The organism is Desulfovibrio sp. An276 (assembly GCF_002159665.1).
Taxonomy (GTDB): Bacteria; Desulfobacterota; Desulfovibrionia; order Desulfovibrionales; family Desulfovibrionaceae; genus Desulfovibrio; species Desulfovibrio faecigallinarum.
Map to the genome: position 1 here is coordinate 48,667 of NZ_NFJC01000009.1, position 12,377 is coordinate 61,043.

The 12,377-nt window shown below is 51.7% G+C and carries 10 protein-coding genes; all 10 read left to right on the forward strand.

The genetic code is table 11. From position 1 onward, the window contains the following. The gene (locus tag B5F76_RS05775) at positions 1-861 is read left to right on the forward strand and encodes a hypothetical protein (protein ID WP_087352235.1); all 861 of its coding nucleotides are present in this window, start codon (positions 1-3) and stop codon (positions 859-861) included. 10 nt (positions 862-871) lie between these two features. Then, a complete protein-coding gene (locus B5F76_RS14440; protein ID WP_144268396.1) occupies positions 872-1,162 on the forward strand; it encodes a hypothetical protein in 291 nt (96 codons plus the stop codon). Positions 1,163-1,177: 15 nt separating this feature from the next. Then, entirely contained in the window at positions 1,178-1,792 is a 615-nt protein-coding gene (locus B5F76_RS05780; protein WP_087352237.1) for a hypothetical protein, read from the forward strand. Positions 1,793-1,833: 41 nt separating this feature from the next. Beyond that, positions 1,834-2,205, forward strand: a complete 372-nt coding sequence (locus B5F76_RS05785; protein ID WP_144268397.1) for a hypothetical protein — start codon at positions 1,834-1,836, stop codon at positions 2,203-2,205. Continuing rightward, positions 2,202-6,908, forward strand: a complete 4,707-nt coding sequence (locus B5F76_RS05790; RefSeq protein ID WP_087352241.1) for a hypothetical protein — start codon at positions 2,202-2,204, stop codon at positions 6,906-6,908. The genes B5F76_RS05785 and B5F76_RS05790 overlap by 4 nt, the downstream gene beginning before the upstream one ends. Further along, complete coding sequence (locus B5F76_RS05795) at positions 6,908-7,627, forward strand: hypothetical protein (RefSeq protein WP_087352243.1); 720 nt, start codon at positions 6,908-6,910, stop codon at positions 7,625-7,627. The genes B5F76_RS05790 and B5F76_RS05795 overlap by 1 nt, the downstream gene beginning before the upstream one ends. Positions 7,628-7,630: 3 nt before the next feature. Beyond that, complete coding sequence (locus B5F76_RS05800) at positions 7,631-8,299, forward strand: hypothetical protein (RefSeq protein ID WP_087352245.1); 669 nt, start codon at positions 7,631-7,633, stop codon at positions 8,297-8,299. A 6-nt stretch (positions 8,300-8,305) separates the two neighbouring features. Next, positions 8,306-11,038, forward strand: coding sequence for a cell envelope integrity protein TolA (locus B5F76_RS05805; protein ID WP_087352246.1), 2,733 nt, complete (start codon positions 8,306-8,308; stop codon positions 11,036-11,038). An 80-nt stretch (positions 11,039-11,118) separates the two neighbouring features. Continuing rightward, positions 11,119-11,859: a hypothetical protein gene (locus B5F76_RS05810; protein WP_087352248.1), complete on the forward strand. Its 741-nt coding sequence runs from the start codon at positions 11,119-11,121 to the stop codon at positions 11,857-11,859. Beyond that, entirely contained in the window at positions 11,849-12,355 is a 507-nt protein-coding gene (locus B5F76_RS05815; protein ID WP_087352250.1) for a hypothetical protein, read from the forward strand. The genes B5F76_RS05810 and B5F76_RS05815 overlap by 11 nt, the downstream gene beginning before the upstream one ends. The last annotated feature ends 22 nt before the right edge of the window (positions 12,356-12,377 follow it).

The window sequence follows — 12,377 nt, forward strand, 5'->3', positions numbered from 1 at the left end:
ATGGCAGAAAAAACAGCAGTACCAAAGAAAGACGGCAAGTGCGATGATGGCTACACACCTGTATGGATATGGTGCTTCAAGCAGACTGTTCTCAACAAGCTCGCCGAGCCGTTGCAGAACATTTCTGTGCCCCAGTTTACTGATGTAGGCTGTGAGGCGGCAATTTCCGCGCTGAAAACGATAAACAAGTCTGTAGAAGCGGCGCTTGAGGCACCCAGACGCTACATGCAGATGATGCAGCAGCTGGTAGATTACCCGTTTGATGTCGCCCAGAATATGGTGAACACGGCCTTAAGCACTATCGACAAGGTTGATCAGGCTATCGATGAGCTTCTCGGTGGGGCAGCCGGGGCGATAGACGCATTGAAGAGCGCTGTTTCCCACATACTGGATTGCCCTTTCCTGGTGGACACGCCGGTGGGCAAACTTGCAGCCGAGATTTTGGACGCCATCAACGAAGGTGCGCCCTATGATGAAATGCTTCGACAGCTCAAGAACGAGTTGGGCTCAACCGCACGTGAAGCACTCGACAACGCTCGCGAAACCCCTACCGAATCCATCAACAACCTGCGCGATGCCTACGATTCTGCTCTCAAAAGATCCGGCATAGATGAGCTGGTCGACAACATGAAAAAGCTTGAGCAGTGTGTGGAACAGCTTTGTGCCGCCTACAAGGATGTGGCCGGATTTGTGGACCGTTTGCCGAAGTCTGCGGACAGTGTTCTGGAGAGCGCGGGAGCCATGTGGGACAGCGCTACTGGTTCCGTGAAGCAGATTGCCGTGAGCACGACTACCGATCTGCAGAAACAGGCGCTCAAGGTTGCCGATGATGTAAAGAGTCTTGGGTACTTGAGGTGGTAAGTCTATGGGAATGCCAATAGCAACAGTCGGTTGCCGCTTCACGGGCAACTGCTCTGCATGTGATGGTGCCTGGGTAGGCGGAACGCTTGTTTCCGGTGAGCCGAATACCAGCATAAACGGTAATGCCATATGCGCCACGGGCTCTGTAGGAAGAGGAGACTGCGGCCATACCTGCACGGTAGTTGGCCAGTCGGCAGTGGTGAGCATAAACGGACATACTCTGGCCCGTGTCGGTGACCCGGTTACAGGAACCATAAACGGCAGGATTACCACGGGCGTAGACCAGACAACAAGTGACTAAGGGGGATAAATTTTTATGGATATCAGAAACGCGAAAAGGCCGGCAAAGGGAACAGTTCCCAGCAGGACAGAGACAAGCACAGACGGTGGTACTCCTCTTACCCCAACGGTAAACGAGGACGGTACCCTTAACGCAGCCCCGGAAGGCATTTCCGAGGACATGATTCTCAGGGAGAACTGGGAGTACCTCAAGGAGCACGGAATTACCGAGCAGGACTTGAAAAACCTGCTGGACTCCATCCTCACTACGGGAAACGTAGCCTACGACTTCAAGCTTTTTGATAAGATTCCTGTATGTTACAAGATTCGAGAAGGCTGGGTAGATGACATCATCATCGACAGGATAGACGAGATTACCGCCGACAAGGGCAAGGTATCGGCGCTTCGCTACAGTAATCTCATCGCTGAGATGAATCTTGCCGCAAGTATTGTGAGATTTGGTGATGCTCAGTTTAACGCTACCGATGAAGAGAGCTTCAACAATAATCTCAAGTTTGTGAGAAGTCTTGCCTTCATTTATCGCAACAGATTGATAGAGAAGCTTGCTGTGTTTGACAGGGCTGTTACTATTGCCACATCCGATTGGGCGCTCAGAAATTTTACGCAACCCCTGAAGGAAAGCTCAGAGTAGAATTGTTGCTGCGTTCAGGGGAGCAGTTTTCCACATACACCGTGCAGGGTAGGTATCTCGCCCTGCACTTCTACAAGAGAGACCTGTTCAACTACTACTCGTCAATATGGAAGTTCGACAGGCTTATCGATCTTATTGTTGTGGCCGGCATGGGTACTGTCGAAGAGTCTTCGTCAAAGCATTACGCGAAGAATATTGGCGAGACCAAGGATATGATCCTTGATATGATCAACCCACAGCGTGTCGAGCGCGACAGGGCAAGAGAAGCAGCGGCAAAAGACGATGAGAAGAAAAAGGCTTTCCTGGACATTATATCCGCAGAACGTCCGGAAGGCTTCAAGTCGCTTGATGACCTGAGAGCGTCCATCAGCAAGCTTGCGCAGACCGTACAGGAAATGAGTGAGAACCAGTGATTACACCAGACGCGCAGTACATACCGGGACAGACCCCCATTACGGACCCTCTCCAGCTGCAATTTCTTACAGGTGGGCAGATGGGTTACATGCCCCAGGCTCAGTTTCTGACACCGAGTGAGCTTGGCGCCTTTCGTACACTACCTGTTCCGGACGCACAGGGTTACGTTCCGCAGACTGACAGCCTCTGGCAACGCTTCCTTATCGCTACAAAGGGTGGTCCGTTCGGTCTCCCAGAGTACACATTCAATACGTACAATCCTGCAATAAGCGTGGCACAACAGCAGGTGTACGCCCACAGAAACATGCACGACGCGGCGATGGCCGTACCGGGAATAGCTGCCAACCTTGGCGCTGGCACAGCGCTGACAGCACTGTTTGGTCTTCCCGGCATGGCCGCGTCTCTTTTCCTGCCTGATATGACAGCTCCTGTTACGGATCGCATTCGCGAGAGCAGGATGATCCAGAACATGACTACTGCCAAGGTGTACGGTAGCCAGGATACTGACACTACACTGGGGTACGGCTTCAACTACAAGTCGGCCAGAAATCTTGACAGGATGATGCGCTACTCCGCCGCTGACGACAGCATTATGAAGGAAGGGGACTGGCGTGAGATGCTGAGGCTCGGCATTGAGTACGGTCAGTTCGACTACGCGAACAATGTCGAGCAGTATAAACGTGTCCTGAAAAATCTGCGCAACTCCATGACGACCATGATGGAAGTGGTTGGCTCCACCGACTTCAAAGACATTATGAAGACGATGAAGCGCATGCAGGATATGGGCGCTACCGCTGAGCAATACAACAATATTGCCCGTCAGGAACAGGCATATGCTCGCATGACCGGCTTGTCTCATCAGCAGATGGTCGACACGTACGGTGCGTCAGGAGCCCTGACCTTCCAGCAAGCCGGATTGAACGCAATGCAGGGCTCACTGCAGAGTATGGCCAACGCCGCAAACATTACCTACATGCAGCGTACGGGTGTTCTTGATCCTGTCACACTGGCTCATTACGGCGGTGTTTCCGGTATGGCCCAGCGCATGACACAACAGGACGCACGGGTACACAACTCCTTTGCCGATGTTATACTCCCTGGTCTTATGAATGATTCCATGACCGGGTTGCGCACTGATGTAGACCTGTTTCAGGCACTCGGAGATCCCAACAGTCTGCAAAAGCTTATGTCCCAAGGCAATCGTATCTACTCCGGTGAGCAGATGATGGCCTATGAGGCCAACAAGCATCATGTGTACACGCAGTTGCAAGAGAGATTCGGGGCGGACAACCTTGAGATTCTAATGGCTACCCGTGCCGGGCAGATGGCTGGCTTCCAGGGAAGAGAGGCTACACGAGCCGGTCTTATGATGACAGGCATGGATGCAGAGACCGCCACTTTCAAGACAGAAGGCTACTACTCTGAAGCCGCGCAGAAGGCCAGAGCTCGTACCATGGACGAGGCTCGTCAGAAGCGCAGAGAAGAGTATGCACAGCGCAACAGCTGGCTGCGCAGACTTACCCGTTCCTTTGAGACCTGGAAAACCGGCATTGGTGAAAGGCTGTACGGTGTATCCGAACGTCTTATCGGCAACAGCGCTCGTAATGAGGCTGACGCGGCAGGCCGGGCGATACCTCTTGTCCAGCCAGCAAGCGATTTTGGCCGTTTGAATGAAGGTCTTTCTCGTACTGCTGATATTGGCGAGTTTATGCCTTTGTACAACAAGGCCAAGCTGACCGATAGAGACACGGAAATTCTTTTTGCTCAGCTTGAACATGGCCAGATGTCCGAGACAAGTCGTACAGGCGCTGCCGCTATGGCACGTGTGAGCAATGGCGGCTTTGGTGCCTTTTCCCTCACATCGGGCAATCTTATCAATCTGCTTTACGGTGATGGAAAGACTCTGGGCAAGTGGAACAAGTACAAGGACTTGTTCGAAAGCCATGCTTCCCGTGAAGATCTTGAATTACTGCGCAAGTATAATGACAAGACTGATGCTCAGATTCTTGCCGCAGGTGGTAAGGAAGAGTTTGAACGCTTCAAGGCCGCCAGGGAACGTGCTACTCAAGGTTGGGGTGCTCTTATCCAGCAACAGGGCTTCCTTGGAGACTATGGCACAGAGATCAAGGATATAGCTCTGCCAAGCTTCCAAAAACGAGCCAAGACGGACGCCCGCTATGCTGCTCTGAGCGAAAGCCCGGAATTGATGGCAGCCATATTCCCAATGGGCGTGCAAATGGGCGGCGGTGGCGTAATGACCGCTATTGATCGTGCCTTGCAGGGTGTCAGTGCGGAGCAGATTCGTGCGTCCGTAGCCAAGGATGGCGGCATAGACATTATCAACAAGCTGTACAATTCCGCCCAGCAGAATAAAAAGACAGGCGGTCGATACAGGATAGGTGGTGATGATTACAACCGCCTTATGGATTACGTAAGGCGGTTACGCTCGCAACAGGGAGGATTTGGAGACTCTCTTTCTCGATTCGCGCATGGCTTCCTGGAAGATGTAGATTTCAAGGGAAAGTACGGAAACGATGATGTAGCGAGCAAAAGGGATGGAAGCCGAAGAGTACGTCCTGATTGCTCTGGTCTTGTGCATGAGGTTGTCAAGAGGTATGTTGAGGAAAACGGTGGCGTTACTATAGATAACGCTGATGTGAGTCAATTGTTCAAGTCAGACAGTATAGAAACAGCAAGTGAAATATACAGAAGGGTCGCTGGTTCTGCCGGTGAAAGTATTTCCATGGAGACAGACAACGTTAATGACGCTGTGGCTGCCTTTATGAAAAACGTGCGTGCAGGCACTCTTATTGCAGTTGATAACAATGGTGGCAAGAATAATGACAGATACCGCAGTATTGACCATATCGGTATGGTTATAGAACGTGATGGAAAGAAATACGTTCTTCATCAGGGAAGCAAGGGTGCCACCGAGGTTGCTCTCGAAGACTTTATTCGTAACCAGATATCCTGGCGTAGGCAGCATGGTGGTGGAAAGACGGGTCTGTACGCGACCGATTTGAACAAGCTCCTCAAAGGCGCTCCTTCTGGTACACCGCTTGTTACCCGTTCCGAGAGGATAGCTCGTCTGCGTGCTGCTGACCGCCAGGCAGACACAATGGCAACAAATCTGCTGGACACGAAAATCGAGGATGGGGGAGCGGATACGGTCGGCATGGCCTTGCGATACAATTCTATCGAGCTGGCGGCCAAGGACCAGAACTACAGGGTCGAGGGAGTTATTTCCGCCGCGATGGCTAATGCCGTTGGCGGAGGCATAGAGAACGTCACCGGAGATGAGCTTGCCAGCGAGGTACAGAAGTATAGCGGTAGTATTACCTCTCTAAGTGGTCTGTTTGCGACTGGCAAGAATGCTGACGCTGTAAACGGAAATAACGCGTACGAGCGTATTTTGTCTTCGCTTCTTCTGCAAAAGGGATACTCCCCCGATAATGAAGCTGCTCGTAGGGCAATGGCAAAGAAATTGCTACAGAATACAGCTGTACGAAGAGCCTTGCAGGTAAGTGTTGTCAGGGCACAAGGAGAAGATGGACCCCTTGTTGGTATTGGCAAGAAGTACGAGCCCGTAATAACTGGCAAAGTCACGAATGACGTGATCTCCAAGATCAACAAGACCATTGCCGCCAATCTTGTCAACAGACAGATGAATGGTATGGTTGCCGGTAGCGAGTCCAAGATCTCTGACGCCTACATAGCTGCTGTGTCTGACCAGACAGCAGTCAAAGGCGGTAATGGTGAACTGACAGCCGGCATGTTCTTTGAGAATATGCCTACCGCTTTCCAGTTTCTGGCCGACTACAAGGCTCTCACTCCTATGCTTGGCGACAAGACTCTCTCTGAAAAGGAACGCAAGGAGATAGAGTCTCAGCGTGAGCAACTTAAAAAGCACCTTATGGAGTGGGGCACATCACTTGGCTACTCGAAAACAGAGATAGAGAATGCTCTGAAGTCAGGCGGTAACGCTCAGGCCACAATGGAAAACCTGCTGACAAGGCGCGGGATAAAGCTTGATGGCTCCAAGAAAGAGCTGCTTACTCGTCTTGGAAAGACCGTTGAGCTGACCTCGGCTGACGCAGATGATGTATACGGTTCCCTTGGTGACCGTATCAATATGCGTTTGAGAAACTCGGCAGGTACATCACTCAACTCGTCAACATCAAGGCTCATGCGCAACACGGGAAACGTCAACGAAGCTCTCAATACCAGACTTTTCCTCGCCAAATCAATGGGCGCGGAGTCCGCAGACGAGATCAACTTTCTGCACGACAAAAACAAAATCGACGATGAGCGCTTCAATCAGATGATGGGTGCTCTTCGTAGGTCCGGATACGACAAGGCAGCAGGCTACATAGAGGAGCGCAGACGTAGTGGACAAAGTGTGGACCTTGTGCGTGTTCGTGAGCTTACCGGCAGGGCAAGCCCTCTCAATGGTGCTACAGGCAACCCCTTGACGGATACGCTTCTTGGTGATCAGGCAGCCGCCGACTACGCCAAGCTGAACCAGGCTCTTCTTGGAGGTGGTATTGGTGGCGGAGCCAACACCGGTGCAAGCCTCCTCTCCAAGGAAACAGATCAGGCTCTCGGTGAACTTCCTGGTGTACTGAAGCGTGTCGACCAAACTCTTACCACGTTGAACGCCACGCTGAAAAAGAACAACCGTGATGCCAACTCGGGTGCATAATGGCAGTATCTGACATCTTGAGCAATACGCAACGAACAAGCGTATTCGTAAACGGCTACATCCCTACCTCCAAGGCGTCAAACTACGAGGATGACTACCGCCAGAAAACCTATCTGCAGGTGAACTCGGCCACCTTTACCTCTCTGATTGGCAAAGGTGGCCTCACCGCTGCTGATGTTCAAAGTTTGCGGTCAGATGACTTCTGGGAGCTCATTGTCACGGACTACTCGGAGGCACACTCGGAGAAGGTAGCTAGGCACAATACCTTATCCGAGTCATTTTGCTGGTTTGCCATGGGTCCGATGCCCGTGCAGGTCAGTCTCACAGCCAAGCTGCTTACATCCGGAGACAAGGATTACCGCACGAAATTCCTGTACGTCTACACGTCCAACATGCGAGCAAAGCAACTTTCCAAGGCTGAGCGCACCCTGACCCTTGTCGTAAAGGACACCTGCATGAAACTCTTTGTGCAGAGCCTGCACTTCAACGAAAGCAGTGCGGAACCGGACTTCTCTACCTTCACGCTGACAGGCATAGGATACAAGTATCAGAACATCTACTCCGAGGACGCCACGCTGTACACCGGCTACTACGGCAAGACACCTTCCGTATCTACACGAAAGTTCGACCTTGGCCTGGGAGAGGATTCCCCAAAAAAGGACGGCCAGCAAGCGGAACCAGCCGTTGTGCCTACGAATAACACCGGAGCAACGAAGTAATATATGTCCTGGAACGCCAACAACTGGGCACAGCTATACAATGATCAGCTTATAGCCACCAGCACAATGGAGCAGCCCTATGATGCCTTCACCGGCAGGGCTGTTATTTACGAGTCCATATCAGCCACACAGCCGTTTCCAGTCGACCTGATAGTCGAGTCTCTCGATTTTGCCTTCAATGAGCATACGCAGACAGAGATTCATGTTGGTAATGGCTTCTCGTTCATAGCCTTCGGCAAGGACGCCATGACCATGAGCATCAACGCGGCACTTGTGGATACAGGCAAGAACTTCGGCAAGGATACCTTTATGGACATCTACCGAAACTACCTTCGCCTGGAAGCCGTTGCCAGACGTGGGGTAGCCCCTGTGTTCACCTTTCCCAACGCTGCCATCTACGGCGCCGCTTCCGCTGTGAATTTTTCCGAGACGGGAGAGGTGCAGGATCTTGTATACCTGACTCTTCAGCTTGAGGTGATGAAGGCCGTGTTTAAGTCCAGCGACCATAACTTCATGCTGGACTACATCCACGGCACAGAGTTCTCGGAAACATCCGTGCTTACCACTACCGGACCGGCGGATGTCTCCCGTGAAACTCCGAAGATTGTCAGCAAGGATGAGGTCAACACCGGAACTCAGGCCGAACCGGCGGCTGTTCCCATGAACGGATAACTCACTATGGCAACAGACAAGAACGACATAACATCCACCACCATAGCAAGCGATCAGCAGGTACGAGAATCCGCAGGCAAGACCTACAGCTCCGTTGGCGATACCACAAATGTGTTCCTCGCCTCTGTGCGTACCTATGTGGCTGGCATACTCATGCCTACCATAGCCGTGAGCATAAGCGCCTCTTTCAATGCGTATCCTACAGCACGCATTACCATGCCGGCTGACCCTCGCCTTTTCAATCTGGGCAATCACGACAGGGTACCTGTACAGATATTCGTAAAAGAAACCATGGTGGAGTGTCCGAACTACATCCTTATGTTCGAGGGGTTTGTCGCGGGCAGATCCTACATCAGTGTCGCGAACCAACGTGAGATAAACCTGGAGTGTGCGTCCTTTACAGAGGTATTTAAGGACACCAAGCTACGGTTTATGACATCCATCCAGGAACAGTTTTTGTCGTCTGTTCCTGGCAACCGTGAAGTCGCTCAGGGCATTTTCCTGCCGGGGTTCATGTTCCCCACTTGTCTGTTCTTCTCTGGCCTTGGGCTAAAAACAAAGCAGAACGGTGATACCGTGAAGTTGATCACCATGCCTACCGAGTACCTGGCGAATCTGCTTCAGTACATGGAAGAGGCAGCTACAAAGATTGCTCCTGCTGGTCGCTACAACGATTCCATTGTCTCCAAGTACTTCGCTACCCTTGCCTACAACCTGCATTTTGATCGGCGTTTTTGCTGGCTTCCCTACTTTGACATTGAGGTGGAGGAGGCCAAGACCGCTACTAATACTACTCCCATAAAGGGTGCCTGGGAGGCTGATGGCATAAAGGAATCGGAGCGTGGCGCGGAAACAACCACGATGTTCCCTGTCTTGTACGGTGTGAAAACAGATGCTGCCAGCAGCGCTATTATGTCCGCTCTGCAAACGAGTTCCACCGAGTTCTCCATTGCCGACCTTCTGAGTTTCCTCGTGGAGAAGATGGAGTACGAGTTCCTGGTTATCCCGAATCCCGCTTTTCAAGCCAAAGGACCGGGTGAGGATCTCGGTCTGAAGGCGGACCAGGACCGCAAGGCTACTCTCTCTGCCACGGATATGGGTGGCAAGGGACCAGACAACGATAAGACACCAATATCCGAGCAGGCAACTGCTGAGGATGTGGAGAATCTCGTAAACAAGTACGCCCCGGACAGAAATTGCAATCGCATGATTCAGTTCTGTCTGAAGCCCATGTTTGATGATACATTTCCACCACAATGCAACGTTATTTTCAGGTCGCAGGTGGTCAGTGTGCAGGCAAGCACCACCTATAATGGAGTACCAACCCGTATACAGGTGTCGAACTTCAATCCGCTGATGACCTACGCCGCTCAGACGGGAACCGCCAACAACGGCATAGCCATGTTTGGCACAGTAGACTTCTACCCATCTGCATTTTACGGACAAGCCCTGATACAGCCCGATTCCGGCAGAGCTGTACTGTCCGAACAGCTCCTGGACATAGAGAAGCATACAGGGCCGTGGGTCCACAAGGATACCATGCCGTCCTGGATGTACTATGCGTTTCTTGTCGGCGGAAACAAGGATGTCTCTTACATTGGAAAGGACGCCGAGCAGATAAAAAAGATGCGCGAGCAGTACATGCGCAGACAGCTCATGCGTGCGCAGATTGTGCACAAGACGCTAAATGTCGATTGCGTGTTTCTGCCCTATCTGACCTGTGGCTTTCCTGCCCTTGTTTATGACTCCGGTGACTCCGGCTTCTCTTTTGCTGGCAACGTAATCGCCTACGAGCATTCCATATCCGCTGAGGGAATGTCTACATCAGTGAGCCTCAATGGTGTACGTCTGCTGGCAGAGGCTGTAGAGGCCGAAGACCAGGGCGCCTACCCTAATCCCATCAATTCGGTGCATGTGGTTACCCACAACGTTGATCGTCTGAAGAAGGTCTACGAAGCCATATTGGGCACAAAGGACATCACGGTATCCGGCGCTGAACCTATTACCTGGAAGGACGCCAAGGCCAAATGGAGTGCCACTGTGGACAACGTGGCAACAAGCCCACAGACGAACATCTATGAGGCATACAAGCTGCAGCGGCGCAATATTGTTACCTTTGACGATTACTGCTCCTTTATGGGCCTGAACAAGTCACCTGGCGGTGATGACGAGGACGGAAATATTCCTGTTGATTTGTCTAACGAGTGGATGAATGACCGTGCCCCTATCCAGGTGTACCAGCCTACGCCGTTACGACAGGTAATCCTGCCATCCTCGGCCCTGCAGCAGGCCGCGACCGAGAAAGCCGCGCTGGATGAGCAGATCAAAAAGCTTGAGGAAGAGAACAAGAAGCTTGAGTCGGGCAACAATGACGCTACCGTGCAGGCTGCCCTCAAGGTAGCCGAAGCTCAATCAAAATATGATGCAGCTCAGGCAAAGGTATCCGCGCCTGGAGGCAATACGGCGAATAACATAAAGGAACGTGACGCCGCAAAGGTTGCCCTGGACAAGCAGCTTGCCGCCAGTGAACAGGTAAGTAAAGCCAGTGAGCAGGCACAGGCTACAATAGCCGAAAACAACAAGAAGATTGGTACGCTAAAGGCTGGAAAAGCGGAGATAGACAAGGCGGCCCAGAGCAAGGAGAAGAATCAGGGCTTTAGTTCCGATGCTGCCAGCAAGGATCTCCGTGCATTACTAAAGGCAGTAAGAGAAGAAGAAATGGCGCATAATATTTATTAGTGTTTTGCACCAGCATAAACACTAATAAATATTATGCTACCTACTTGTACTGAAGATGGGTAACCCTACATTATTTTAGTATGGCAACAACTACAGCACAACAAGACTTCGAAGCGTGGAAAGCCTACAAGGCAAACCCGAATCCTGCCACACGTTCCAACCTGCTGAGACGCTTTCACGGCGTAATATTCAGCCAGGTAAACAAGTGGTCTGGCCCTATTCCCGCCGATGTGCTGGAGAGTCAGGCAAAGGTGCTGGCGGTAAAGGCGTTTGATACCTACGACCCGTCCAAGGGTACAGCCCTGGCTACACATGTGACCAACAACCTGCTGCCGATAAGTCGTACCGTTTACACCTACCAGAACACCGCCCGCATACCTGAGCATATCGTTATGAAACTCAACGCCTACAACACAGCGGTGAATGATTTTACTCTCACGCATGGCCGAGAGCCTACCACCGAAGAGCTGCATGATCGTCTTGGTTGGCGGCCAATCGAGATAACTCGTGTGCGTGACTACAACCTGAAGGATCTGGTGGAGTCTGGCGCGGATGTGGCTGGCAGGTTCTATGATGGCCAGAACGCTGATGATGAGGATGATATGGTGCTGGAGGGTTTCTATATGACCCTCGATCCTGTCGACAAGCGTATATTCGAGCACAGTACAGGGTTTCACGGAGCGCCTATCCTCAAGGTGGTCGACATAGCAAAGAAGGTCAAGCTATCGGTATCCCAGGTTGCCTATCGCAAGACACATCTGCGGGAGAAGGTCGAGAAGTATATGAAGAGCCCGTCACTGGCACGCAGGTATGGCAGATAACATCGAACCTACAGTAGTACTTAAAAATACCAAAAGCACTCCTTCAATTACAACACGAGCAAGCAGCACAAGTTCAGGTACTTACGGCAACAGCGAAGCGGACAACGTTTCCGACCTTATCGACAAGTTCGGACAGTACATAGACGGTGTGCTCGCCATATTTTCCAAGGACACAAACACATCAAAGGGTGAAGACCTGAAGGAAGACGAGCCTCTGACCATCACTTCCGCAGAAACAAACGGTCGTCTGTTCGCCAACGCCGCTTTCCAGAACAACACCATGAGTGGTGTGGACAAACTTGTGCTCTCCGATGCCTACGATTTTACCCAGGCAGTTACGCGACTGTCGAAAGAGTACTCCAAGACTCGTGCCGACTACTACAAGGAAGCACAGGAATACAACAAGGTTCGCAGTACAAGAATGGAATACAAGAAAGCGTCTTTTACTGCGACGATGAACGTAAGGAAGAATGCTCTCGGAGGTACGAGCGCGTAAGCGCGAGTACCTGCGAGACACA

Bases quoted from the DNA above. Each gene is read 5' to 3' on its own strand.
- B5F76_RS05775 (WP_087352235.1), top strand. From the start codon at position 1: ATGGCAGAAAAAACAGCAGTACCAAAGAAAGACGGCAAGTGCGATGAT.
- B5F76_RS14440 (WP_144268396.1), top strand. From the start codon at position 872: ATGCCAATAGCAACAGTCGGTTGCCGCTTCACGGGCAACTGCTCTGCA.
- B5F76_RS05780 (WP_087352237.1), top strand. From the start codon at position 1,178: ATGGATATCAGAAACGCGAAAAGGCCGGCAAAGGGAACAGTTCCCAGC.
- B5F76_RS05795 (WP_087352243.1), top strand. From the start codon at position 6,908: ATGGCAGTATCTGACATCTTGAGCAATACGCAACGAACAAGCGTATTC.
- B5F76_RS05800 (WP_087352245.1), top strand. From the start codon at position 7,631: ATGTCCTGGAACGCCAACAACTGGGCACAGCTATACAATGATCAGCTT.
- B5F76_RS05805 (WP_087352246.1), top strand. From the start codon at position 8,306: ATGGCAACAGACAAGAACGACATAACATCCACCACCATAGCAAGCGAT.
- B5F76_RS05810 (WP_087352248.1), top strand. From the start codon at position 11,119: ATGGCAACAACTACAGCACAACAAGACTTCGAAGCGTGGAAAGCCTAC.
- B5F76_RS05815 (WP_087352250.1), top strand. From the start codon at position 11,849: ATGGCAGATAACATCGAACCTACAGTAGTACTTAAAAATACCAAAAGC.